Below are 24,969 nucleotides of genomic sequence, written 5' to 3'. Positions count from 1 at the left end.
TTCGGGTGTAAATGACTAGCGAATGGTCATTTTGACCCTCGCGCTGTAAGGCGAGCCCCGGCACCGCGCCGGCCGCAACCCCGGCCCGCCGGCTTATGGCCGTTCCTGGTGGTGATCGGACCCCGGGGCACGGCCCTTGCACTGCCAGACAGGACAGCGGGCACAACAGCCCGCTGCATCCCGGGCAAGCTTGATTTGCGACAACGGCAAGGGCGCGCCAATGGCCGATGATGGCCGGGGATTTCATTCGCCGCGTGTCGACCGTCGCCGGGTCGCACGCTGGGTAAAGGAGTGGGCTTGATGCAAGTACTTGAGCGTCGTGCGGCGATGGCAATCGTGCCGCTGTTACGCCTGGCCTTCCGGCCGTTTTTCCTCGCCGGTTGTGTCCTGGCGCTGCTGGTGGTGCCGCTGTGGCTGGCGGCGCTGCAGGGCGCCCTGGGCGACTGGCAACCGGCGGGAGGCTGGCTGGGCTGGCACCGCCACGAACTGCTGTTCGGTTTCGGCCTGGCGATCATCGCCGGCTTCCTGCTGACCGCGGCGCAGACCTGGACCGGCCAGCCGGGCCTGAGCGGCAAGCCGCTGGCGGCCCTGGCCTTGCTCTGGCTGGCCGCGCGCCTGGCCTGGCTGGGCAGTGCGCCCTGGCCGTTGCTGGCCGTGCTGGAACTGGGGTTTCCCCTGGCGCTGGCCGGGTTGATGGGCCGCATGCTGTGGAAGGTGCGCCAGCAGCGCAACTACCCGATTGTCCTGGTGCTGCTGTTGCTCGCCGCGGCGGACGGCCTGTCGGTGGCCGGCCTGCTGCAAGGCCACGAAGGCTGGCAGCGCCAGGGCGTGCTGAGTGGCCTGTGGCTGGTGGCGGCGATGATGAGCCTGATCGGCGGGCGGGTGATTCCGTTTTTCACCCAGCGCGGCCTCGGTCGGGTCGCGGCCGTGGCGCCCTGGCCATGGCTCGACTATTTGCTGCTGGCGGGCTCGGCCCTGGTGGCGCTGCTGTATGCCGCCGGGCCGGCGCTTATCGCCAATACCTGGGTTGGCGCGCTGTTCCTGCTGCTGGCGGCCGCGCATCTGCTGCGGTTGTGGCGCTGGCAGGACCGCGGGCTGTGGCGCGTGCCGCTGCTGTGGTCGCTGCACCTGGCCTACGGCTGGCTGGCGCTGGCGTGCCTGGGCATGGCGCTGTGGCATTTCGGCGCGCCGCTGAACCCCAGCCTGGCCGTGCACGGCCTGACCGTCGGCGCCATGGCCGGGCTGATCCTGGCGATGATCGCCCGGGTCAGCCTGGGCCATACCGGGCGGCCGCTGGAGCCGCCAGCGGGCATGACCCTGGCGTTCATCCTGCTCAATCTGGCCTGCCTCAGCCGGGTACTGCTGGTGCTCTGGCTGCCGGTGGCGGCGTTGTGGCTGGCGGGCCTGTGCTGGGCCCTGGCCTTTGCCCTGTACGTCTGGCGCTACGGGCCGATGCTGCTGCGGGCGCGGGTCGACGGGCACCCGGGCTGAGCCCTGAATGCGGAGCAAGGAGAAGGGCAATGATTTATCCCTGGTTAGTGGTTATCCACCTGCTGGCGGCCATCGGTTTTATCGGCACGCTGTTCTTCGAGGTGTGCATCTGGCACACGGCGCGCCGGCAACTGGCGACGGACGCCCAGGTGGCGGCGGACCAGGCCATCGCGGTGCGTTCGCGCAAGGTCCTGCATGGCGTGGTGCTGCTGTTGTACGGCGCCGGTATCGGCCTGGCCTGGCAGCATCGCGGGGCCTTGGGCCAGCCCTTGAGCAGCAGTTTCGCCAGCCTGTTGAGCCTGAAGATCGTCCTGGCCCTGAGCATCATCGGCCATTATCTGCTGCTGGCGTACTGGCTCAAGACCGCGCGGCTGAGCGCCGGCCGCGCCTGCTGGATCCGCCGCAGCGTGCTGGGGCACATGCTGCTGATCGTGGTCCTGGCCAAGGCGATGTTCTATTGGCATGGCTGAATGAACGTGCCAGCCACCGGGCTGGCACGCAGGGGCGGGGGTCAAGCGTTCAGGGCGTTGGCGAACAGCACGTTGTTTTCCAGATGGATGTGCTGCATCAGGTCGTCGCGAAATTCGCTCAACCCGCGGTACAGCGCGCGCCAGGTGTTGCAGGCATCGGTGGGCGGGGTGATGTGGTCGGTCAGCACCAGCAGTTTTTCCAAGGCCTCGCCATGTTGCTCGTGCTCCAGGCGCAGCACATGGATCGGCGGCGCCGCCCGGCGGCCCAGGCCCTGTTGCAGCATCGGGAACAGCACCTGTTCTTCCTTGAGCATGTGGCCTTCGAGTTCCTGCTGCATGTCCCGCAGGTGATCGGCCAGGCCGTTGGGGCAGGTGTCGCGGGCGCCATGCACTTGCTCCACGCGACAGGCCAGGCGGATCAGTTCCGGCAACTGTTCGCGGTGGCGGGCGTGGTAGCGGGTGAGGATATGGGCGATCAGCGCCTCGCTCGGTTCATCGCGCCAGTCGTGTCGCCGGGCGTCGCTGTCTTGCAGCAGGTGCAGGGCCTCGGCGATCTGCACGGGGTCGAGGCCTTTGCCGAGGGCGGCGTCGCGCAGGGTTTTCTGCCCGCCGCAGCAGAAGTCCAGGTTGAACTCATGAAACACCCGGCTGGCGCCGGGGATGTCGCAGGCCAGTTGGCCGAGGCTTTGTTCCAGGAGGTTGGGCTGCGAAGCGTCTTGTCGGGCAAGACCGGGTCGTTCCAGCAGTGTCGGGGTCATCAGGTTTTCCTTGTTGTGGCAACGGTTCCCCTGGGCCGTTGCATCCGCCATGCCAGCTGTAACTTATTGAAAATAATGGACTGATTTTTTGTCGTGGTGCGGATGACCCTGAAATCTCGGGGTCGGAACCACCAGAAAGGGTGATGACTACCATGTTGCGTGAAAGTCTGGCGGCCGACCTGATTGTCGAGTTGCCCAATGCCGTGCGGTTGCAGCGTCTGGTGCAGACCCTGCGTGAGTACTTCAAGGCCGGGGCCGTGGGCCTGCTGCGCCTGGACGACGACAGCCTGCGGCCGCTGGCCACCGTCGGCCTGGTGCATGAAGCCCTCGGGCGGCGCTTCGTGATCGCCCAGCACCCGCGCCTGGCGGCGATCATGGCGTCCCGCGAGCCCACCTGGTTCGAGCCCGACAGCCGCCTGCCGGACCCTTATGACGGGCTGCTCGACCACCCGGACAGCGGGCCGCTGGCGGTGCACGACTGCATGGGCGTGAGCCTGTATGTGGAAGGGCGGGTCTGGGGCGCCATCACCCTCGATGCGCTGCGGCCCGGGACCTTCGACCGCCGGGCGCGGGATGAGCTCAAGCGCTGCAGCCTGCAGATCGAGGCGGCGCTGCGGGTCACCCGCCTGGAGCAGGAAAACCGCAGCCTGCGCCTGTCGCGCAGCGAGCCGCAGGATGCCCGCGGGCCAGTGGAGGAGGGCGAGATCCTCGGCCAGAGCGAAGTCCTGCATCAGTTGCTCAACGAGCTGGACGTGCTCGCCGATTCCGAGCTGCCGGTGTTGCTGCTGGGCGAGACCGGGGTCGGCAAGGAGCTGTTCGCCCGGCGCCTGCATCGCCTGTCCCGGCGCGCCCACAAGCCGCTGGTGCAGGTCAACTGCGCGGCGCTGCCGGAATCCCTGGCCGAGAGCGAGCTGTTCGGTCACGTCAAGGGCGCCTTCTCCGGCGCCACCAGCGACCGCGCCGGGCGCTTCGACGCGGCCAACGGCGGCACGCTGTTTCTCGACGAGGTCGGCGAGCTGCCGCTGAGCGTGCAGGCCAAATTGCTGCGTACCCTGCAGAACGGCGAGATCCAGCGCCTGGGGGCGGACAAGCCGCTGCATGTGGATGTGCGCATCATCGCCGCGACCAACCGCCACCTGCCGGAGAGCATTCGCGACGGGCTGTTTCGCGCCGACCTGTACCACCGGCTTTCGGTGTACCCGGTGCCGATCCCGCCGCTGCGCGAACGCGGCTCCGACGTGTTGCTGCTGGCCGGGCATTTCCTCGAACTCAACCGCAGCCGTCTCGGCCTGCGCGGCCTGCGCCTGTCGCCGGCGGCTGAACGGGCGCTGCTGGCGTACCCCTGGCCGGGCAATGTGCGCGAGTTGGAACACGTGATCAGCCGCGCCGCGCTCAAACAGCTCAGCCGTGGTGGCAGTCGCAACCTGATTTTGACCCTGGAGCCGGAAGTTCTCGATCTCGATAGCACGCTGAAGGGCGCGGAGCCGCTCGAACAGTCGCCGCCGGCGGCCGACGACGGGCCGTTCCAGCCCCTGAGCGAAGCCGTCGACGAGTACCAGCGGCAGAAGATTCACCAGGCCCTGAGCCGCTGCCGCAACAACTGGGCGCGCGCCGCCCGGCTGCTGGAGGTCGACCCGAGCAACCTGCACAAACTGGCCCGGCGCCTGCGGCTCAAATAGCAGGCCGACCGACGTTCGATTGCTTGCGATGAACCCGCCTCTGCAGGCGCAGCCGGTCGCAGCCTCGCAGGCTCGGCAGCGGCTACGGAACATGGGTGTCTTGGAGGGGGCGGTGCAGTTGCTACAGAAGATAGGGATCGGCCGCTGCCGTTGATGGCGATCAAGGTCATGCGGGGCGGCTCCTCGCAGACTGCGGCAAACCCCAACGGAGATCACCCTCATGCCGCTTTCCCTGGCCCAGATGCGCCGTAACTATTGCCGCGATGGCCTGGCCGACGAGGCCGCGCCGGACGATCCGCTGCCGCTGTTCCGTCAGTGGCTGCAACAGGCCCGCGACACCGAGCAGGCGCCGGTGGAGGCCAACAGCATGTGCCTGGCCACGGTCGACGAACAGGGCCAGCCCCATTGTCGGGTGCTGTTGCTCAAGGGCCTGAGCGATGAAGGTTTCACCTTCTTCGGCCACTACCAGAGCGCCAAGGGCCTGGAGCTGGCGGCCAATCCCCGGGCCGCCATGACCTTCTTCTGGCCGGCCCTGGAGCGCCAGGTGCGGATCGAAGGATGGGTATCGCGGTTAGCGCCGCGGCTGTCGGATGTGTATTTCGATTCGCGCTCCCTGGCCAGTCGCCTCGGTGCCTGGGCCTCGCCGCAAAGCCAGCCCTTGGCCAACCGGCTGCAACTGGAATCCCTGCTGGCCAGCACCACCAGCCGTTTCGACGGCCAGCCGCTGCCGCGCCCGGAACACTGGGGCGGCTACTGCCTGCGCCCGCAGCGCATGGAGTTCTGGCAAGGGCGCAGCGACCGTCTGCATGACCGCCTCGACTACCGCCTGCACCAGGGCGTGTGGCGCCACGGCCGGCTGGCGCCCTGAGGGTCGTCGTCCCGTCGAGGTACCTCCTTGGAGGAATAGGTTCGTCGGCGGATTCGGTTCAGGCTGGGGCCAATCTCAATTCACGGGAAGGCTTGGATATGGCCCATCTGGCGCAACGCACGTTTCAACCCCTGAACATCGCCGTGCTGACCATCAGCGATACGCGCACCCTGGAAACCGACACCTCGGGCCAGACTCTCTGCGACCTGTTGCAGAGCGCCGGCCATGTGCTGGTCGATCGTGGCCTGGTGCCGGACGACATCTACCAGATCCGCGCCAGCGTCTCGCGCTGGATCGCCGACCCCCAGGTGCAGGTGGTGCTGATGACCGGCGGCACCGGATTCACCGCGCGGGACAACACGCCCCAGGCAGTAATGCCGCTGCTGGACAAGCATGTGGAAGGTTTCGGCGAGCTGTTCCGCCAGGTGTCGGTGGAAGAAATCGGCATGTCCAGCCTGCAGTCGCGGGCCCTGGCCGGGGTCAGCAACGGCGTGCTGGTGGTGTGCGTGCCGGGCTCGCCGGGGGCCTGCCGCACGGCCTGGAACATGATCCTGCGCCCACAGCTGGACAGCCGCACCGGTCCGTGCAATTTCGCCCCCCACCTCAAGCCGCAGACCCATGAGGGACCGCCACAGAACATCGAGGCCTGTGGGGCGCGGTCGTGACCGGCTGTGGCTGCGACAGCGGCCAACTGATCCCGGTGGACCAGGCCATCGCCCATCTGCTGGACCAGGCGCCGCCACCACCGACGACCCAGATCATCGCCCTGGAGCAGGCCCTGGGCCGGGTGCTGGCGGCGGACCTTCATTCGCCGCTGGACCTGCCCGGCTGGGACAACAGCGCCATGGACGGCTACGCCTTGCGCGCCGCCGACCTGCCGCCCGCCGGTGGCCGCCTGACCCTGGGGGGACGGATCGCCGCCGGGCAAGCGGGTGAGACTCCCTTGGCGGCGGGGCAGGCGGTGCGCATCTTCACCGGCGCGCCCTTGCCGCCGGGGGCCGATACGGTGGTGCCCCAGGAGAACTGCCAGGTCGAGGACGGGCAAGTCTGGTTGCCGCCGACGACTGTCGGCGCTCACGTGCGCCAGCAGGGCGAGGAGGTCACCCGCGGCGATCTGTTGCTCAAGGCCGGCAAGCGCCTGCGCGCCCAGGAACTGGGCTTGCTGGCGGCGGCCGGGATCGCCCGGGTCGAGGTCTATCGGCCGTTGCGCGTGTGCCTGCTGAGCAGTGGCGACGAGCTGCGCGAACCCGGCCAGCCCCTGGCGCCGGGGCAGATCTACAACAGCAATCGCTATTGCCTGTCGGCGTTGCTGCGCGGCTGGGGCGTGGAGGTGCACGACTACGGGGTGATGGCCGACGAGCTGGCGGCCAGCCGCCACGCCTTGAGCCTGGCCTCGTCGGAGTGCGATCTGTTGCTGACCTCGGGCGGGGTGTCGGTCGGCGAGGAAGACCACCTCAAACAGGCGATCGAGGAGCTGGGCCATGTGGATTTCTGGCGCCTGGCGATCCAGCCGGGCAAGCCCCTGGCCTTTGGCGCAGTGGCCGGCAAGCCGTGGCTCGGCCTGCCGGGCAACCCCTCGGCGGCGCTGGTGACCGCGCTGGTGGTGGTGCGCCCATTCCTGCTGCGGGCCCAGGGCGTGACGGATGTGCTGCCGCGGCCCATGGCGTTGCCGGCGGGCTTCGAGTGGTTGCAGCGCAACCGCCGGCGCCAGTACCTGCGGGCCCGCCTGGTGCCCGGCGACGATGCCCAGGTTCGTGTGCAACCGCACCCGCAGCAAAGCTCGGCGATGCTCGCCGCGGCCTGCTGGGCCGAGGGCCTGGCGCTGGTGGAAGGCGAGCGCTTGGTACGTCCGGGCGACCCGGTGCCGTTCCTGTCGTTCGCCGAACTGATGCAGTGACGGCAATTGATTGCGGTCAAGGCCGTGGCTGTCGGTCTGGCTAGACTGGCAGCGCATTTCCGATCGCTGCGCACGCGTCGCTCCGGCGCGTTCTTTGATGAGGAACCCCCATGCAACTGGTCTGCCCCGCAGGCAACCTGCCTGCGCTCAAAGCGGCGGTGCGTCAAGGCGCCGATGCCGTCTACGTCGGCTTTCGCGACGACACCAACGCCCGGCATTTCGCCGGCCTGAACATGGACGACAAGCAGTTCGACGCGGCGGTCGCGCACATTCGCCAGCACCAACGCAAACTCTATGTGGCGGTCAACACCTACCCCCAGCCCCAGGGCTGGGCGCGTTGGCAACGGGCGGTGGACCGCGCCGCCGAGCATGGGGTCGACGCGCTGATCGCCGCCGATCCCGGGGTCCTGGCCTATGCCAGCCAGCGCCATCCGCAATTGAACCTGCACCTCTCGGTGCAGGGCTCGGCGACCAATGCCAGCGCCCTGGCGTTCTACGCCCGGCACTACAACATCCGCCGCGCCGTCCTGCCGCGGGTGCTGTCCCTGGCCCAGGTGCGCCAGGTGGCGGCCAGCAGCACGGTGCCGATCGAAGTATTCGCCTTTGGCAGCCTGTGCATCATGGCCGAAGGGCGTTGCCACCTGTCTTCCTACATCACCGGCGAGTCGCCGAACCTGTGCGGCGTCTGCTCGCCGGCCAAGGCGGTGCGCTGGAGCGAGGACGCCGAAGGCTTGAGCGCGCGCCTCAGCGAAGTGCTGATCGACCGCTATCAAGCCGACGAGCCAGCCGGCTACCCGACCCTGTGCAAGGGCCGCTTCCTGGTGGAGGGCAAGCGCTTCCATGCCCTGGAGGAACCCACCAGCCTCGACACCCTGGACCTGCTGCCGGAGCTGGCGGCCATCGGCGTCGAGGCGGTGAAGATCGAAGGCCGCCAGCGCAGCCCGGCCTATGTCGAGCAGGTCACCCGGGTCTGGCGCGCGGCGCTGGATGCCCATCGCGCCGCGCCCGCCAGTTTCACGGTCAAGGACCAGTGGCGCCAGGTGCTGGCCGGCCTGTCCGAGGGCAGCCAGACCACCCTGGGTGCCTACCATCGATCATGGCAATGAGGAATTCGCGATGAAGCTCAGCCTGGGCCCCGTCCTGTTCTACTGGGACAAGGAACAATTGGGACGTTTTTATGCCGAGATGTCGGCCTTGCCCCTGGATGTGATTTACCTGGGGGAAACCGTGTGTTCGAAACGCCGGGCGCTGTCCCTGGACCAGTGGCTGGGCCTGGGGCGCGAACTGCAGGGCTGCACGTCGGCGCAGATCGTGCTCTCCAGCCTGACCCTGATCGAAGCCGCCTCGGAGCTGTCGAGCCTGCGGCGCCTGTGCGACAACGGCGAGCTGCTGGTGGAGGCCAACGACATGGGCGCGGTGCAGTTCCTCGCCGAGCGCAAATTGCCCTTCGTCGGTGGCCCGGCGCTGAACCTGTACAACGGCCACGCCCTGGCCCAGTTGCAGGGCTGCGGGATGATCCGCTGGGTGCCGCCGGTGGAGTGTTCGGCGGCGCTGATCCGCGCGGTGCTGGATCAGGTGCGCGAGCTGGGCCAGGCGTTGCCCGAGGTCGAAGTCTTCGCCTATGGGCATCTGCCCTTGGCGTATTCCGCGCGCTGCTTCACCGCCCGGGCCCAGGACCGGCCCAAGGACGACTGCCAGTTCTGCTGCATCCAGTACCCCGACGGCCTGGCGCTGAGCAGCCAGGAAGGCCAGGCGCTGTTCACCCTCAATGGCATCCAGACCCTGTCCGCCGAGGTCACCAATCTGCTGGCGGACTATGCCGGGCTGGTGGCCTGCGGCGCCGACCTGCTGCGCCTGAGCCCGCGGGCCCAGGGCATGGGCGAGGTGATCGAGGCCTATCAGCGGGTGCGCCAGGGTGCGACGCCACCGCTGTTCGTCGAGGGCTGCAACGGTTATTGGCATGGCCAGGCCGGGATGTTGCGCGTCGAGGAGGTGGGCCTGTGCTGAGTGGCAAATCCAAACGCAAGGACTGGCTGCTGCGCAGCGCCGACCGGCTGCTGCCGCTGCTGCGGCGGGTGCCGTTCGGCGTGCAGCGCCTGGCCTTGCAGCAGGGGCTCAACCGCTGCCTGGCCGAGCCGCTGCGCGCCGGCGAATTCGACCTGCTGCGCCGGCGCTGGCTGTGCCTGCGGATTCCCGACCTGGGCCTGGCCTGGTACCTGACCCGCGACCGCGACGGCCTGCGCATTGCCGAACGCGCCCGGGCCGACGTGACCATCAGCGGCAACTGGCGCGAGTTCCTGCTGCTGGCCAGCCGTCAGGAAGACCCGGACACCTTGTTCTTCCGCCGGCGCCTGGTGATCGAGGGTGATACCGAGCTGGGCCTGACCCTGAAAAACCTGATCGACAGCCTCGATCCGGACGTATTGCCGGTCTGGCTGTGGCGCAATCTGGAACGGGCGGGCAAGGGGTTGGCCGCAGGCTGAAGGCGTCGGCTCGTCAGTGCCAGGATGCACCGCCGGCAGGTCAGCTTCTGTAGGAGCGAGCTTGCTGGCGATTCTGGCGCCGCAGTATGCCTGGGACGCCGCCATCGCGAGCAAGCTCGCTCCTACAGGGAATAGGGGCGGGCCTGCTGCCGCTCAGCCCTGGTAGGCGGCCAGTTCCTCGGCGCCGGGGATCTGGATAGTGCGCCGCTCCATGGCGATCAGGCCGCTTTCCACCAGGCGATGGAGGATGCGCGAGAAGGTCTCCGGCTGGATTCCCAGCTTGGAGGCCACCAGGCGCTTGGACACTTGCAGCACCACCTCGCCGCTGTGCGGGTCGCGCTCCTGCAACAGGAAATTCACCACCCGCCGGCTGGCGCTGCCCAGGGTCAGGGTGTCGATGTCCTTGAGGCGCTGGTGCAGGTGCACGCTCATGCTCGCCAGGATCGCCAGGCACACCTGCGGCTGGTCCTCCAGGGCGTGGCGGTAATGGTTGCCGTCGATGCTGACCAGCACGCTGTCTTTCAGCGCAGTGGCGTTCACCGGGTAGAAGCGCGCCTGGCTGAACAGCAGGGCCTCGGCGAAGGTCTGCCCGGGCTGGATGATTTCCACCAGGTTCTCCTGGCCTTCGCCGGTGATGCGGTACAGCTTGACCTGGCCGCTGACCAGCAGGAAAAAGCGCTTGGCCGGGTCGCCCTGGTGCATCAGGGTGTTGTGGCTGGGCAGGCGCCTGAGCATGGCCCGGGCACAGACCTCCTCGAAGACCTTGTCCGGCAACTGGCTGAACAGATGATGGCGACGCAACAACAGCACGATGGAAGGGTGGGTCAGCATGGGTACCTCCGCTGCCGGCCATGGTAGAGCGCGCGGCTGCCAGGGCCTATGCCTCCACCGGCGTACCTCCAAAGGGGCAGGGGGCCAAAGGGGCAGGAGGGGCTAAGCGCGGCTCAGCCGGCGTTGCGCAGGTGCTCCATGGCCCACACCGCGGCCTCGACCCGCGAGCGCAGGCCGAGCTTGTGCAGCAGGTTCTTCACATGGACCTTGACCGTGCCTTCGGTGATACCCAGCTTGTGGCCGATGACCTTGTTGCTGTAGCCGCTGGCGATGGTGCGCAGCACCTGGCGCTCGCGTTCGGTCAGCTCGACCTCCGGCTGGCGCGGCGGCGAACGCAGGGCCTGGGCCATGACCCGGGTCAGCCCCGGGCTGATCACCAGGGCGCCGCTCAAGGCATCGCGCAAGTACTGGATCAGCAACTCGGGCTCCATGTCCTTGAGCAGGTAGCCGTCGGCGTCCAGGCGCAGGGCGTCGCGAATGTCGTCCTCGGCGTCGGACACGGTGAACAGCAGCACCTTGCCGCGGTAGTCCATGGCCCGCAGGCGGCGCAGGGTCTCGATGCCGTTGAGTTGCGGCATGTTGTTGTCGAGCAGCACCAGGTCGGGCTGCAAGGGTTCGATCAGGCCCAGGGCTTCCTCGCCGTGGCTGGCCTCGCCGACGATCTGCAGGTCGTCTTCCAGTTCGAGCATCTGGCGGATGCCGCGACGCATCATCGGATGGTCGTCGACCAGCAGGATCCGGTAGGTGGGGGATGGGTTCATGCGGCGCTACCTTGTGTGGGGACGGCGAGAAACTCCGGACGGAATTCCATCTGCACCAGGGTGCCCTGGGGCGTCCTGGAAGAAATCTGCAACTGGCCATGCAGGCTGCGGGCCCGCTCATCCATGATGTTCAGGCCGTGGTGTTCGCGCTGGTTGCCACTGTTGTCGTGGTCGCCGCTGAAGCCGCGGCCATCGTCCTCGATCGACAGGCGCAGGGTTTCGCCATGCTGGCGCAGTTGCAGCCAGACATTCTCCGCGTGGGCGTGGCGCAGGCAGTTGGAGAGCGCCTCGCGGGTGATCTGCAGCAGGTGGATCTGCTCGCTGGCCGACAGCTCGAAAGCCAGGCTGTCGAGCTGCACATGCACCTGGAAATCGCCGCGGCGCGAGAACTCCTCGGTGGTCGCCTCAAGCTCGCGCACCAGACCGGCGTCGTGGATCTGCAAGCGAAAGGTGGTCAACAGTTCGCGCAGCTGGCGGTAGGCATTGTTCACCCCCTCGCGCAGTTCGGCGGTGACGTTCTCCAGGGTGCTCAGCGGTTCGCCACGGCGCATCAGGGTCTGCATGCGGCTGACCTGCAGCTTCATGTAGGACAGGGCCTGGGCCAGGGAGTCGTGCAGCTCGCGGGCGATGATCGCGCGCTCTTCGAACAACAGCAGGCGATGGTCCTGTTCGCGCTGGCGCTTGAGCGACAGCGAGGTGCCGATCAGGTTGGCCAGGGCCTGGATCAGTTCGGTTTCCCAGGCTTGCGGGGCATGGCCGTCGACGAAGTGCGCCTTGAGCTCGCCCAGTTCGCTGCCCTGGTTGCTGATGCTGAAACGCTGCCGGGCGACCGGCTGCTGCCGTTGGCAGCTGGCGCAATCACTGACCGCGCAGACCTCCCGGCTGTCGGCGCCATGCAGGGCGATCAACTGCTGCGCCGGGGCCTGCAACTGGCCTTGCAGGCACAGCGACAGGCGCAACCCCGGCAGGCGCTGCTGGAAGCGCCGGATCAGTTCGTCCAGGCCTTCGGCGTTGGCCAGCCGCGTGGCCAGGCTGCGGCTGCTCTGGTACAGCAGCTCGAGGGCGGCGTTGGCCTGTTGCAGGTTGTGGGTCTTTTGCCGCACCAGGGTTTCCAGGGTGCGGTGGGATTGCTCGATGGTCTCGGCCATGGCGTTGAAGCTGGTGGCCAGTTGGCCCAGCTCGTCCCGGGACTGGTGGTTGACCCGCACCTGGAAGTCGCCACGGCGAAAGCGCTGGGTGGCTTCCACCAGTTCCTGCAAGGGCGTGACCACGCCGTATTGCAGTTCGTACAGGCCCAGCAGCAGGACGAACAGGGTGGTGAACAGCGCCGCGCCCTGGATCAACTGTTGCCAGGTCTGCTTATGTTCGCTCTGGCGTTGCAGCAGGCTGACGAACTGGTTCAGCTGTTCGACGAAGGGCAGGGCCAGGGCCTGGAACGCGGCGGCATCGCGTTGTTCCAGGGCTGGCTGCAACTCAGCGTTCCAGCGTTGCTGGATCTGCCGGTAGCTGTCCACCAGCTCGGGGTCGGCGCCGTCTTCCAGCACCGCCCTGAGCGACTGGCTGTCGAGGCGCTGTTGCAGGCTCTGGCGGATCTGCTCGATCTCTTCGGCGCTGGCGCCCGCGGCCAGCTTCCAGCTCAGGTGGTAGGTCTCCATGCGCACCGAGCCCGCGGTGTTGATGGCCGCCGCGTCGCCCTGGCTGAACCAGGCGATCAGCCCGGCGCTCAGGGAACTGGCCAGCGCCAGCACGGCGATCAGGATCACCGCCAGGCCGGCGCGGGCGGGCAGGGAACTGCGCAGCCAGCGGATCAAGGGCGCGGGCCGGATGTGAACGGGGGAAGGGCGGGCATAGCAGGCTCCAGGGACGACTGGCGATGGTTTTGCAGCCGGTCCCTGGCGCTCTACCTCTAAAGAGTTGTTGTTCATCGGATCCGTGCAACCGCCTCGTGGAGCCAAGGCAAGAGCCTGATAAACAAAGGGTTCAGAGGTTTTTCGGCACTACCTCGTTGGAGGTAGGCGGCGCAAGCATAGGCCCATGAGGCCCCGGGCTTCCTTGACCCGGGTCAAGTTTTTACCGGGTTCGCCTCTCTAGTCTGCGGCCATGAATGACTGACTGGAGAGCGAGATGACCCAACCGCGTGTACGACAAGGCCTGGTGCTGGGCATGAGTACGCTGGCCTTCACCGTGTGCTTCATGGTCTGGATGATGTTCGCGGTGCTCGGTGTGCCGATCAAGGCGCTGCTTGCGCTCAACGAAACCCAGTTCGGCCTGCTGGCCGCCACTCCGGTGCTCACCGGTTCGCTGGCACGCCTGCCGCTGGGCCTGCTGACCGATCGCTTTGGCGGGCGCAGCGTGTTCTTCCTGCTGATGCTGTGCTGCGTGTTGCCGCTGTACTTGATCAGCCACGCCACGGCCTACTGGCAGTTCCTGGTCCTGGGCCTGTTCGTCGGCCTGGCCGGCGGTTCGTTTTCGGTGGGCATCGCCTACGTCGCCAAGTGGTTCGACCAGGACAACCAGGGCTTCGCCATGGGCATCTTCGGCGCGGGTAACGCCGGTGCCGCGCTGACCAAGTTTCTCGCCCCGGCGCTGATCGCCGCCGGCAGCTGGCAGCTGGTGCCGAAAACCTTCAGCGCCATCCTGTTCATCACCGCGCTGCTGTTCTGGTTTCTCAGCGCCGACAACAAGGCCCATCGCAGCGCCTCTGGCGCCACCCTGCGCGAGCAGTTGGGCGCGTTGAAGGACCCGGCGGTGTGGCGCTACTGCCAGTACTACTCGATCGTCTTCGGCGGCTATGTGGCCCTGGCGCTGTGGATGACCCAGTACTACGTGCAGGAATACGGCTTCAGCCTGCAGAGCGCGGCGCTGCTGGCCGCCTGTTTCTCGCTGCCGGGCGGGGTGCTGCGCGCCGTCGGCGGCTGGATGTCGGACCGCTGGGGCGCCCAGAGCGTGACCTGGTGGGTGCTCTGGGTCAGCTGGATCTGCCTGTTCCTGCTGTCCTACCCGCAGACCCAGCTGCAAGTGCGCACCGTCGACGGCGCCCTGGATTTTCACATCGGCCTGAATCCTGCGCTGTTCACCGTGCTGCTGTTCGTCATGGGCATCGCCTTCGCCTTCGGCAAGGCCTCGGTGTTCAAGTACATCGCCAACGACTACCCACAGAACATGGGCGCGGTGTCCGGCATCGTCGGCTTGGCCGGCGGCCTGGGCGGCTTCGTCCTGCCAATCCTGTTCGGCGCCCTGGTGGACCTCACCGGCGTGCGCTCTTCCTGCTTCATGTTGATGTACGGCGTGGTCTGGGTGTCGCTCACCTGGATGTACTTCAGCGAAATCCGCAAGCGCCCGCTGCTGGGCAAACAGCCGCCGGCCACCTCGTCCCCGTTTTCCAGCATTGCCCAAGGAGAAGAACATGTCGGTTCTTGATAAGCCCGATTCAGGCCCGTTGATTCATGACTGGCGCCCGGAAGACCCCGCTTTCTGGGGGCGCAGCGGCAAGCAGACGGCGACCCGCAACCTGTGGATCTCGATTCCCGCGCTGCTCTTGGCCTTTGCCGTGTGGATGGTCTGGAGCACGGTGATCGTGCGCCTGAACGCCATCGGCTTCAGCTTCAGCACCGACCAGCTGTTCTGGCTGGCGGCGTTGCCGGGGCTGTCCGGCGCCACCTTGCGGGTGTTCTATTCGTTCATGGTGCCGATCTTCGGCGGCCGCCGCTGGACCGCCCTGAGCACTGCCTCGCTGCTGCTGCCGTCGCTGTGGATGGGCTTTGCCGTGCAGGACCCGAACACCCCCTACAGCGTGTTCGTGCTGATCGCGCTGCTTTGCGGTTTCGGTGGCGGCAACTTTGCCTCGAGCATGTCCAATATCAGCTTCTTCTACCCCAAGTCGCAGCAGGGCACGGCCCTGGGCCTGAATGCCGGGCTGGGCAACCTCGGGGTGTCGGTGATGCAGTTCTGCGTGCCGCTGGTGATCACCTTCGGCCTGTTCGGCTGGCTCGGCGGGCAAGCCCAGGTACTGGCCGACGGCAGCCAGCTGTGGCTGCAGAACGCCGGGTTTGTCTGGGTGCCGTTCATTATCGCGGTGACCCTGCTGGCCTGGTTCGGCATGAATGACCTGTCCAGCGCCAAGGCTTCGTTCAGCGAGCAGGCGGTGATCTTCAAGCGCAAGCACAACTGGCTGATGTGCTGGCTGTACCTGGCGACCTTCGGTTCGTTCATCGGCTTCTCGGCGGCTTTTCCAATGCTGATCAAGACCGCGTTCCCGGACGTGGTGGCGCTGAAGTTCGCCTTCCTCGGCCCGCTGGTGGGCGCCCTGGTGCGGCCGCTGGGCGGCTGGCTGGCGGACAAGCTCGGCGGTGCCCGGGTGACCTTGTGGAACTTCGTGGCGATGATCGTGATGGTCTTCGGGGTCTTGCACTTTCTTCCGCATAACGGCGCCGGCGGCAACTTCTACGGCTTCCTCGGCCTGTTCATGCTGCTGTTCATCACCACCGGCATCGGCAACGGCTCCACCTTCCGCATGATCCCGGTGATCTTCCGCACCCTGCACGAAAAGGCCGCCGCCGGGCAAAGCGCCGCGGTGCGCGAGCAGGCGCTGAAGAACGCCGGCAAGGAGTCGGCCGCGGTGCTCGGCTTCAGCTCGGCCATGGGCGCCTTCGGCGCGTTCTTCATCCCCAAATCCTTCGGCACTTCCATGGCCCAGACCGGCGGCCCGGAGATGGCCTTCTACATGTTCGTCGGCTTTTACCTGAGCTGCATCGTGGTGACCTGGTGGTGGTACGCGCGCAAAGGCGCGGCGACTCCCTGCTGACACGACCCGAATCCAAACCTTGCCCGGTCGGGGCATAGAACCCCGCGGCAAGCCTGAGAGGAAAGCACCATGAGTCATTTGTTGGATCAACTGCGGTTTTTCAACCGCAAGCAAAGCGAGTTCGCCGAGGGCCACGGGGAAACCCGCAAGGAGTCCCGCGACTGGGAAAACGTCTACCGCTCGCGCTGGCAGTACGACAAGATCGTGCGCTCCACCCACGGGGTCAACTGCACCGGTTCCTGCTCGTGGAAGATCTACGTGAAGAACGGCCTGATCACCTGGGAAACCCAGCAGACCGACTACCCGCGCACCCGCAACGACCTGCCCAACCACGAGCCGCGCGGCTGCCCGCGGGGCGCCAGCTACAGCTGGTACATCTACAGCGCCAACCGCCTGAAGTACCCGAAGATCCGCAAGCCGCTGCTCAAGCTGTGGCGCCAGGCGCGGCAGACTATGGCGCCGGTGGAGGCCTGGGCGAGCATCGTCGAGGACCCGGCCAAGGCCGAGTCGTACAAGAGCAAGCGCGGCATGGGCGGCTTCATCCGTTCCAGCTGGGATGAGGTCAACGAGATCATCGCCGCGGCCAACGTTTACACCATCAAGCAGTACGGCCCCGACCGGGTCGTCGGCTTCTCGCCGATCCCGGCCATGTCGATGGTCAGCTACGCCGCCGGCGCCCGTTACCTGTCGCTGATCGGCGGTGCCTGCCTGAGCTTCTACGACTGGTACTGCGACCTGCCACCGGCCTCGCCGATGGTCTGGGGCGAGCAGACCGACGTGCCGGAATCGGCCGACTGGTACAACTCCAACTACATCATCGCCTGGGGTTCCAACGTTCCGCAGACCCGCACCCCGGACGCGCACTTCTTCACCGAGGTGCGCTACAAGGGCACCAAGACCGTGGCCATCACCCCGGACTATTCGGAAGTGGCCAAGCTCACCGACCTTTGGCTCAACCCCAAGCAGGGCACCGACGCGGCGCTGGCCCAGGCCTTCAACCATGTGATCTTCAAGGAGTTCCACCTCGACCGCCCGAGCGCCTATTTCACCGACTACGCCAAGCGCTACACCGACCTGCCGGTGCTGGTGCTGCTCAAGCCGATGCTCGGCACCGCGCCGGGGGCCGGCTACCAGCCGGACCGCTTCCTGCGCGCCTCGGACCTGGCCGGCAACCTCGGCCAGGACAACAACCCGCAATGGAAGACCATCGCCATCGACGCCAGCGGCGAGCTGGTGTCGCCCCAGGGCTCCATCGGCTACCGCTGGGGCGAGCAGGGCAAGTGGAACATCCTCGCCCGGGAAGGCGGCGCGGGGCGTGAGATCGACCTGAGCCTGAGCCTGATCGGTGGCGATGTCGCCGAAGTGGCCTTCCCGTATTTCGCCGGGGAAATCCAGGAGCACTTCCAGCATGTGGCCGGCGACGCCGTGCAATACCGCCGCGTGCCGGTGCGCAGCCTGACCCTGGCCGACGGCAGCCAGGTCAAGGTGGCCACGGTGTTCGACCTGTCGGCGGCCAACCTGGCCATCGACCGTGGCCTGGGCGGCGCCAATGTGGCCAAGGACTACGACGACGCCAGCGTGCCCGGCACTCCGGCCTGGCAGGAGCAGATCACTGGCGTCAGCCGCGAGAAAGCCATCCAGATCGCCCGCGAGTTCGCCGACAACGCCGACAAGACCCGTGGCCGCTCGATGATCATTGTCGGTGCGGCGATGAACCACTGGTACCACATGGACATGAACTACCGCGGGCTGATCAACATGCTCATGCTCTGCGGTTGCGTCGGCCAGACCGGTGGCGGCTGGGCCCACTATGTCGGCCAGGAAAAACTCCGTCCGCAATGCGGCTGGCTGCCCCTGGCCTTCGGCCTGGACTGGAGCCGGCCACCACGGCAGATGAACGGCACCAGCTTCTTCTACGCCCACAGCTCGCAATGGCGCCACGAGAAGATGAGCATGCACGACGTGCTCTCGCCGCTGGCCGACAAGAGCCAGTTCCCCGAACACGCCCTGGACTACAACATCCGTGCCGAACGCGCCGGCTGGCTGCCCAGCGCGCCGCAGCTCAACAGTAACCCGCTGCACATCTGCCGGGACGCCGCAGCACTCGGCATGACGCCCAAGGACTATGTGGTCAAGTCGTTGCATGAGGGCTCGCTGCGTTTCGCCTGCGAGCAGCCGGACAGCCCGCAGAACTTCCCGCGCAACATGTTCATCTGGCGTTCCAACCTCCTGGGCTCCTCGGGCAAGGGCCACGAGTACATGCTCAAGTACCTGCTCGGCACCCGTAACGGGGTGATGAACGAGGACATCGGCCAGGTCGGCGACTGCAAGCCGCAGGAAGCCGAATGGGTGGACCAGGGCGCCATCGGCAAGCTCGACCTGGTCACCACCCTGGACTTCCGCATGTCCTCGACCTGCGTGTATTCCGACATCGTCCTGCCGACCGCGACCTGGTACGAGAAGGACGACATGAACACCTCGGACATGCATCCCTTCATCCACCCGCTGTCGGCGGCCATCGACCCGGCCTGGGAATCGCGTTCCGACTGGGAGATCTACAAGGGCATCGCCAAGGCGTTCTCCAGCATGGCGGTGGGGCACCTGGGCGTGGAGCAGGACCTGGTCACCGTGCCGCTGATGCATGACAGCGTCGGCGAGCTGGCCCAGCCGTTCGGCGGCACCGACTGGAAAACCGCGGGCGTGGCCCCGCAGCCGGGCAAGAACGCGCCGAACCTGCAAGTGGTGGAGCGCGACTACCCGAACATCTACAAGCAGTTCACCTCCCTCGGGCCGCTGCTGGAAAAACTCGGCAACGGCGGCAAGGGCATCAACTGGAACACCGAGGAGGAGGTGAAATTCCTCGGCGAGCTGAATTACCGCGAGGGCGCGGCGGGCATCAGCCAGGGCCGGCCGAAGATCGACACGGCGATCGACGCCGCCGAGGTGATCCTGTCCCTGGCCCCGGAAACCAACGGCCATGTGGCGGTCAAGGCCTGGGCCGCGCTGTCCGAGTTCACCGGCATCGACCACAGCCACCTGGCGCTGTCCAAGGCCCACGAGGCGATCCGCTTCCGCGATATCCAGGCGCAGCCGCGCAAGATCATTTCCAGCCCCACCTGGTCGGGCCTGGAGGACGATCACGTCAGCTACAACGCCGGCTACACCAACGTCCACGAGAACATCCCGTGGCGCACCATCACCGGCCGCCAGCAGTTCTACCAGGACCACCCGTGGATGCAGGCGTTCGGCGAACAGCTGATGAGCTACCGGCCGCCGGTCAACACCCGGACCATCGAGGCGGTGAAGGGCAAGCGCAGCAACGGCCACCCGGAAATCGTCCTCAACTGGATCACCCCGCACCAGAAATGGGGCATCCACAGCACCTACAGCGACAACCTGCTGATGCTCACCCTGAGCCGTGGCGGGCCGATTGTCTGGCTCTCGGAAATCGATGCGAAGCGCGCCGGCATCGAGGACAACGACTGGATCGAATGCTTCAACGCCAACGGCGCGGCGACCGCCCGGGCGGTGGTCAGCCAGCGGGTCAAGGAGGGCATGGTGATGATGTACCACGCCCAGGAACGGATCGTGAACGTGCCCGGCTCCGAGACCACCAAGACCCGCGGCGGCCACCACAACTCGGTCACCCGGGTGGTGCTCAAGCCGACCCACATGATCGGCGGCTATGCCCAGCAGGCCTACGGTTTCAACTATTACGGCACGGTCGGTTGCAACCGCGACGAGTTCGTCGTGGTGCGCAAGATGGCCCGCGTCGACTGGCTCGATGGCTCGGACGGCGATGAGCTGCCACGCCCCCTGCCGACCGAGATGGATTGAGGAGTTGTCATGAAGATTCGTTCACAAATCGGCATGGTCCTGAACCTGGACAAATGCATCGGCTGCCATACCTGCTCGATCACCTGCAAGAACGTCTGGACCAGCCGCGAAGGCATGGAATACGCCTGGTTCAACAACGTCGAGACCAAGCCCGGGATCGGCTACCCGAAAGAATGGGAAAACCAGGACAAGTGGAAGGGCGGCTGGGTGCGTAACGCCAACGGCTCGATCAACCCGCGCATCGGCGGCAAGTTCCGGGTGCTGGCGAACATCTTCGCCAACCCCGACCTGCCGAGCCTCGACGACTACTACGAGCCGTTCGACTTCGATTACCAGCACCTGCACACCGCGCCCCTGGGCGACCACCAGCCGACCGCGCGGCCGCGTTCGGTGGTGTCCGGCAAGCGCATGGAAAAGATCGAGTGGGGGCCGAACTGGGAGGAGATCCTCGGCAGCGAGTTCGCCAAGCGGCGCAAGGACCGGAACTTCGACCAGATCCAGGCGGACATCTACGGCGAGTACGAAAACACTTTCATGATGTACCTGCCGCGCCTGTGCGAGCACTGCCTGAACCCGGCGTGCGCGGCGTCCTGCCCGAGCGGGGCGATCTACAAGCGCGAGGAGGACGGCATCGTCCTGATCGACCAGGAGAAGTGCCGCGGCTGGCGCATGTGCATCAGCGGCTGCCCGTACAAGAAGATCTATTTCAACTGGAAGAGCGGCAAGTCGGAGAAGTGCATCTTCTGCTACCCACGGATCGAGGCGGGCATGCCCACCGTGTGCGCCGAGACCTGTGTCGGGCGCATCCGCTACCTCGGCGTGCTGCTGTATGACGCCGACCGCATCGCCGAGGTGGCGAGCACCGCCAGCGAGCAGGACCTGTACGAGAAGCAGCTGGAAATCTTCCTCGATCCGCATGACCCGGCAGTGATCCGCCAGGCCCTGGAAGACGGGGTGCCGCAGTCGGTGATCGACGCCGCGCAGCGTTCGCCGGTGTACAAGATGGCGGTGGACTGGAAGCTGGCGCTGCCGCTGCACCCGGAATACCGCACCTTGCCGATGGTCTGGTACGTGCCGCCGCTGTCGCCGATCCAGAACGCGGCGGCCGCCGGCACCGTGGGCATGAACGGGGTGATCCCGGATGTCGACAGCCTGCGCATCCCCCTGCGTTACCTGGCCAACCTGCTGACCGCGGGCGACGAAAAGCCGGTCAAGCGCGCCCTCAAGCGCCTGCTGGCGATGCGCGCCTACAAGCGCGCCGAACAGGTCGAAGGCGTGCAGGACCTGCAAGTGCTGGAGGAGGTCGGCCTGAGCGTGAGCCAGGTCGAGGAGATGTACCGCTACCTGGCCATCGCCAACTACGAAGACCGCTACGTGGTGCCCAGCGCGCACCGCGAGGAAGCCATGAGCGATGCCTTCGCCGAGCGTTCCGGTTGCGGCTTCAGTTTCGGCAGTGGCTGCAGCGGCAGCTCCGACACCAACATGTTCGGGGCGAAGAAGGCCAACCGCCGCGACGTCCTGAAAACCGTGCAACTGTGGGAGGAATGAGCATGCGCATCCTGAAAGTGATTTCGCTGCTGCTCGACTACCCGAGCGCAACCCTGGTCGAGGGCCGCGACGAACTGGAGCAGGCGATCATCCAGGCCCGGGAAATCAGCCCGAAGCAGCGCGGCGCGCTGTTCGAGCTGTTGGAACTGCTCTGCACCAACGACCTGATGGATGGCCAGGAGCACTACGGCGCGCTGTTCGGTCGTGGCCGCTCGCTGTCGTTGCTGTTGTTCGAGCATGTGCACGGCGAGTCCCGCGACCGCGGCCAGGCCATGGTCGACATGCTCGCCCAGTATGAAGCCGCGGGCTTTGCCATCGGTATCAAGGAGCTGCCGGACTACATCCCGCTGTACCTGGAGTTCCTTTCCACCCGCGACGATCTTGAGGCCCGCGAGGGCCTGGCCGATGTCGCGCACCTCTTGGCCTTGCTCGCGGCGCGCCTGGAGGAGCGTGAGAGCGCCTACGCCAGTTGCTTTCGCGCCTTGCTGCAGATCGCTGGCGCGGAGCCGCACCAGGCGGTGGCCGACCTGCGCGAACAGGTGGCGGCCGAACCGCGCGACGACTCCCTTGAGGCCCTGGACAAGATCTGGGAAGAGGAGGCGGTGGACTTTCTCCAGGCCGAGCAGCAGGAGCGTTGCAGCTCAATGCCGAGCGCGCCGGGCAAGGCCCGGGAGGAAAGCGCGGTACCGCTGCACTGGGTGGATTTTCAGCATCAGGGGCTGGCCGCCGCGCCAGCCGGGGAGGTGGGCAATGTCTAAGTGGAATCTGTTGGTGTTCGGGATCTATCCCTATGTGGCCCTGGCGATCTGCCTGCTGGGCAGCTGGGCACGCTTCGACCTTTCGCAGTACAGCTGGAAGGCCGGCTCCAGCCAGATGCTCGACAAGCGTGGCATGCGCGTGGCCAGCAACCTGTTCCATGTCGGCGTGCTGTTCGTGCTGGCCGGGCACTTCGTCGGCCTGCTGACCCCGGCCTCGGTCTATCACCATGTGATCAGCACCGAGCACAAGCAGTTGCTGGCGATGGTCTCCGGCGGCTTCTTCGGCCTGCTGTGCCTGGTCGGCCTGCTGATGCTGATCAAGCGCCGTCTCACCGACCCGCGGGTGCGCGCTACCTCCAGCCCTTCGGACATCCTGATCCTGCTGGTGCTGCTGGCGCAGTTGCTGCTCGGCCTTTTGACCATAGTCGCCTCCACCGCCCATATGGACGGTTCGGTGATGGTGATGCTCGCCGACTGGGCGCAGAGCATCGTGCTGTTGCGGCCCATGGACGCGGCGGCGGCTATCGCCCCGGTCGGTCTGACCTACAAGCTGCACGTGTTTCTCGGCCTGACCCTGTTCGTGCTGTTCCCCTTTACCCGCCTGGTGCACATGGTCAGCGCGCCGGTCTGGTACCTGGGGCGGCGTTATCAAATCGTTCGGCAGAAAATCTGAGGAGGCAGTCATGTCAGGTGGATGTGGATGTGGCGGCGGTAACGGCGGCAGCGGCGGTTGCGGGTCTTCGGCCCGCGAGGAAACGCTGGTGCCAGAGAGTGAAGTGGAGGTGGGCGTGCAGGCGTTCACGCCGCCGGGGCATGAGCCCGTGGCCGCGGACGAGGCGCCTGTGCAACTGATCGCCAGCAGCGAGCAGGAGTGGCCGATCATCAGCGTCAACCAGGTGCCGATCACCCCGCAGGCGCTGGCCCAGGAGCTGCAATATCACCCGGCGGCCAGCCGCGAGGAGGCGGTGTACCTGGCGGCCAGGGCCCTGGTGATCCGCGAGCTGTTGCAGCAGCGCATCGCCGAACTCGGCCTGACGTTGCAGATCGGCGCCGGCGAGAACCAAGAGGAGGCTGCCACCCGTTTGTTGCTCGAACGCGAGGTGCAGGTGCCGGAGTGCGACGAGGCGGCGTGCTGGCGTTACTACGACAACAACCGCGGGCGTTTTCACAGCGCGCCGTTGCTGGCGGTGCGGCACATCCTGCTCGAATGCGCGCCGGACGATGCCGGGGCGCGCAGCACGGCCCAGGTCCAGGCGGAGATTTTGCTGCAACGCCTGGACGAGCAGCCCGACAGTTTCGCTGCACTGGCGCTGAAGTATTCGGCCTGCCCGTCGAAGGCCCAGGGCGGTTCCCTGGGGCAGATCAGCAAGGGCCAGACCGTGCCGGAACTGGAGCGCCAGCTGTTCAGCCTGCCGACGGGGCTGGCGGCCAAGCCGCTGGAAAGCCGTTATGGCTGGCATGTGGTCTGCGTCGATCAGCGGGTCGAGGGCCAGGCCTTGCCCTATGAGGCAGTGGCTTTGGTGATCCGCAACCAGCTGCAACAGGGCGTCTGGCAAAAGGCCGTGGTGCAGTACCTGCAAACCCTGGTCGGGGCCGCGGACATCCGGGGCATTCATCTGCAAGGCGCCGACTCGCCGCTGGTGCAGTAAGGGGAAGGCCATGAGCAATGTGATGCAGGACGGCTTCGGGCGGCAGATCGACTATCTGCGGATGTCGGTGACCGACCGTTGCGATTTTCGCTGCGTGTATTGTATGGCGAAGAACATGACCTTCCTGCCGCGCCAGCAGGTGCTGACCCTGGAAGAGCTGCGGCGGTTGGCGGCGCTGTTCGTCGGCCAGGGCGTGCGCAAGATCCGCCTCACCGGCGGCGAGCCGCTGATTCGCCCGGGCATCGTTGGCCTGTGCCGCGACATCGCCGCCTTGCCGGGCCTGCGCGAACTGGTGATGACCAGCAACGGCTCGCAGCTGGAGCGCCTGGCCCGGCCGCTGGCGGAAGCCGGGGTCAAGCGGATGAACATCAGCCTCGATAGCCTGGACGGGCAGAAGTTTCGCGCCATCACCCGCAACGGCGATCTCGACCAGGTGCTGCGCGGTATCGAGGTGGCGCGCGGGGCGGGGTTCGAGCGGGTCAAGCTCAACTGCGTGGTGATGAAGGGGCGCAACTTCGAGGAAGTGCCGCAGCTGGTGCGGTACGCCATCGAGCAGCGCATCGATATCAGCTTTATCGAGGAAATGCCCCTGGGCGACGTCGGCCGTTCCCGGGGCGAATCCTTCTGTTCCAGCGACGAGGTACGGGCGCTGATCGCCAGCCGCCATGCCTTGCTCGACAGCGCCGAGAACAGCGGCGGGCCGGCGCGTTACGTGCGCCTGGAGCGCCATCCGCAGACACGCATCGGTTTTATCTCGCCCAACAGCCACAACTTTTGTGGCAGCTGCAACCGGGTACGCATGACCGTCGAAGGCAAGCTGTTGCTGTGCCTGGGGCAGGACGATGCCCTGGATCTGCGTGGCCTGCTGCGGCGTTATCCGCTGGACGACCAGCCGCTGATCGATGCCTTGCAGCAGGCTTTGCGGCGCAAGCCGTTGCGGCATGATTTTAGTCCGCAGGGGACGGTGCAGGTGGTGCGGTTTATGAATATGAGTGGGGGGTGAGATTGGGGGGATATCCGTTGCTGCGGTAACGGCTACTTAGGGTTCCGCTCTTACAGCGGCTTACTTTTGAAAAGCGCAAAAGTAAGCAAAACGCTCTTGCCCCACCACTCGGCACCTCGCTGAGGCTCGGTG

General features: G+C 66.6%; 21 protein-coding genes. 17 read left to right on the top strand and 4 right to left on the bottom strand.

The genetic code is table 11. From position 1 onward, the window contains the following. Positions 1–300: 300 nt before the first annotated feature. Together PMI20_RS20695 and PMI20_RS20690 are read left to right on the top strand one after the other, a co-directional pair. Positions 301–1,491: an NnrS family protein gene (locus PMI20_RS20695; protein ID WP_007927477.1), complete on the top strand. Its 1,191-nt coding sequence runs from the start codon at positions 301–303 to the stop codon at positions 1,489–1,491. A 29-nt stretch (positions 1,492–1,520) separates the two neighbouring features. Beyond that, entirely contained in the window at positions 1,521–1,961 is a 441-nt protein-coding gene (locus PMI20_RS20690; RefSeq protein ID WP_007927478.1) for a hypothetical protein, read from the top strand. Between the two features lie 41 nt (positions 1,962–2,002). Here the strand turns inward: PMI20_RS20690 and ytfE are convergent, their stop codons facing one another. Beyond that, positions 2,003–2,719 (bottom strand): iron-sulfur cluster repair protein YtfE, encoded by a 717-nt coding sequence (ytfE, locus tag PMI20_RS20685; RefSeq protein ID WP_007927479.1) that lies wholly within the window; start codon positions 2,717–2,719, stop codon positions 2,003–2,005. Between the two features lie 152 nt (positions 2,720–2,871). Between ytfE and norR the strand changes: the two genes are divergently transcribed. The 7 genes from norR to ubiT all read left to right on the top strand — a co-directional run bounded on the left by norR (position 2,872) and on the right by ubiT (position 9,646). After that, positions 2,872–4,398: a nitric oxide reductase transcriptional regulator NorR gene (gene norR / locus PMI20_RS20680; protein ID WP_007927481.1), complete on the top strand. Its 1,527-nt coding sequence runs from the start codon at positions 2,872–2,874 to the stop codon at positions 4,396–4,398. A 220-nt stretch (positions 4,399–4,618) separates the two neighbouring features. Further along, positions 4,619–5,266 carry a pyridoxamine 5'-phosphate oxidase gene (gene pdxH, locus PMI20_RS20675; protein WP_007927482.1) on the top strand — a complete coding sequence of 216 codons (648 nt, stop codon included), beginning with the start codon at positions 4,619–4,621 and terminating at the stop codon, positions 5,264–5,266. A 98-nt stretch (positions 5,267–5,364) separates the two neighbouring features. After that, positions 5,365–5,931 carry a molybdenum cofactor biosynthesis protein B gene (moaB, locus tag PMI20_RS20670; protein WP_007927485.1) on the top strand — a complete coding sequence of 189 codons (567 nt, stop codon included), beginning with the start codon at positions 5,365–5,367 and terminating at the stop codon, positions 5,929–5,931. Then, a complete protein-coding gene (locus PMI20_RS20665) occupies positions 5,928–7,163 on the top strand; it encodes a molybdopterin molybdotransferase MoeA (RefSeq protein WP_007927486.1) in 1,236 nt (411 codons plus the stop codon). The genes moaB and PMI20_RS20665 overlap by 4 nt, the downstream gene beginning before the upstream one ends. Before the next feature lie 110 nt (positions 7,164–7,273). Next, positions 7,274–8,269 carry a ubiquinone anaerobic biosynthesis protein UbiU gene (gene ubiU / locus PMI20_RS20660; protein WP_007927488.1) on the top strand — a complete coding sequence of 332 codons (996 nt, stop codon included), beginning with the start codon at positions 7,274–7,276 and terminating at the stop codon, positions 8,267–8,269. A 10-nt stretch (positions 8,270–8,279) separates the two neighbouring features. After that, positions 8,280–9,170 (top strand): U32 family peptidase, encoded by an 891-nt coding sequence (locus tag PMI20_RS20655; RefSeq protein ID WP_007927490.1) that lies wholly within the window; start codon positions 8,280–8,282, stop codon positions 9,168–9,170. Then, entirely contained in the window at positions 9,164–9,646 is a 483-nt protein-coding gene (ubiT, locus tag PMI20_RS20650; protein WP_087092108.1) for a ubiquinone anaerobic biosynthesis accessory factor UbiT, read from the top strand. Before PMI20_RS20655 ends, ubiT begins: the two co-directional genes overlap by 7 nt. A 153-nt stretch (positions 9,647–9,799) precedes the next feature. On the opposite strand, the gene PMI20_RS20645 is transcribed toward ubiT, so the two are convergent. The 3 genes from PMI20_RS20645 to PMI20_RS20635 all read right to left on the bottom strand — a co-directional run bounded on the left by PMI20_RS20645 (position 9,800) and on the right by PMI20_RS20635 (position 13,049). Continuing rightward, complete coding sequence (locus tag PMI20_RS20645) at positions 9,800–10,477, bottom strand: Crp/Fnr family transcriptional regulator (RefSeq protein ID WP_007928737.1); 678 nt, start codon at positions 10,475–10,477, stop codon at positions 9,800–9,802. 113 nt (positions 10,478–10,590) lie between these two features. Next, a complete protein-coding gene (gene narL, locus PMI20_RS20640) occupies positions 10,591–11,238 on the bottom strand; it encodes a two-component system response regulator NarL (protein WP_007928738.1) in 648 nt (215 codons plus the stop codon). After that, positions 11,235–13,049 (bottom strand): HAMP domain-containing protein, encoded by a 1,815-nt coding sequence (locus tag PMI20_RS20635; protein WP_007928739.1) that lies wholly within the window; start codon positions 13,047–13,049, stop codon positions 11,235–11,237. The genes narL and PMI20_RS20635 overlap by 4 nt, the downstream gene beginning before the upstream one ends. A 313-nt stretch (positions 13,050–13,362) precedes the next feature. Here PMI20_RS20635 and PMI20_RS20630 point away from each other — a divergent pair, with 313 nt between their 5' ends. The 8 genes from PMI20_RS20630 to moaA all read left to right on the top strand — a co-directional run bounded on the left by PMI20_RS20630 (position 13,363) and on the right by moaA (position 24,837). Then, entirely contained in the window at positions 13,363–14,658 is a 1,296-nt protein-coding gene (locus PMI20_RS20630) for an MFS transporter (protein WP_007928740.1), read from the top strand. Next, on the top strand, positions 14,645–16,042 hold the full coding sequence (locus PMI20_RS20625; RefSeq protein WP_007928742.1) for a NarK family nitrate/nitrite MFS transporter: 1,398 nt from the start codon (positions 14,645–14,647) through the stop codon (positions 16,040–16,042). The genes PMI20_RS20630 and PMI20_RS20625 overlap by 14 nt, the downstream gene beginning before the upstream one ends. A 69-nt stretch (positions 16,043–16,111) precedes the next feature. Next, complete coding sequence (locus PMI20_RS20620; protein ID WP_007928744.1) at positions 16,112–19,879, top strand: nitrate reductase subunit alpha; 3,768 nt, start codon at positions 16,112–16,114, stop codon at positions 19,877–19,879. 9 nt (positions 19,880–19,888) lie between these two features. Beyond that, positions 19,889–21,427 (top strand): nitrate reductase subunit beta, encoded by a 1,539-nt coding sequence (gene narH / locus PMI20_RS20615; protein WP_007928745.1) that lies wholly within the window; start codon positions 19,889–19,891, stop codon positions 21,425–21,427. A gap of 2 nt (positions 21,428–21,429) precedes the next feature. Continuing rightward, a complete protein-coding gene (gene narJ, locus PMI20_RS20610) occupies positions 21,430–22,185 on the top strand; it encodes a nitrate reductase molybdenum cofactor assembly chaperone (RefSeq protein ID WP_007928746.1) in 756 nt (251 codons plus the stop codon). Continuing rightward, entirely contained in the window at positions 22,178–22,858 is a 681-nt protein-coding gene (gene narI, locus PMI20_RS20605) for a respiratory nitrate reductase subunit gamma (RefSeq protein WP_007928747.1), read from the top strand. Before narJ ends, narI begins: the two co-directional genes overlap by 8 nt. Before the next feature lie 10 nt (positions 22,859–22,868). Further along, positions 22,869–23,834 carry a peptidylprolyl isomerase gene (locus PMI20_RS20600; protein WP_007928749.1) on the top strand — a complete coding sequence of 322 codons (966 nt, stop codon included), beginning with the start codon at positions 22,869–22,871 and terminating at the stop codon, positions 23,832–23,834. A gap of 10 nt (positions 23,835–23,844) precedes the next feature. Then, on the top strand, positions 23,845–24,837 hold the full coding sequence (moaA, locus tag PMI20_RS20595; protein ID WP_007928750.1) for a GTP 3',8-cyclase MoaA: 993 nt from the start codon (positions 23,845–23,847) through the stop codon (positions 24,835–24,837). The last annotated feature ends 132 nt before the right edge of the window (positions 24,838–24,969 follow it).

Origin of the sequence: Pseudomonas sp. GM17 (assembly GCF_000282175.2) — a bacterium.
In the GTDB taxonomy this organism is placed as follows: domain Bacteria; phylum Pseudomonadota; class Gammaproteobacteria; order Pseudomonadales; family Pseudomonadaceae; genus Aquipseudomonas; species Aquipseudomonas chlororaphis.
Note: the sequence above shows the minus strand (reverse complement) of the source record. Positions and strands in the feature narration are given on the sequence as shown.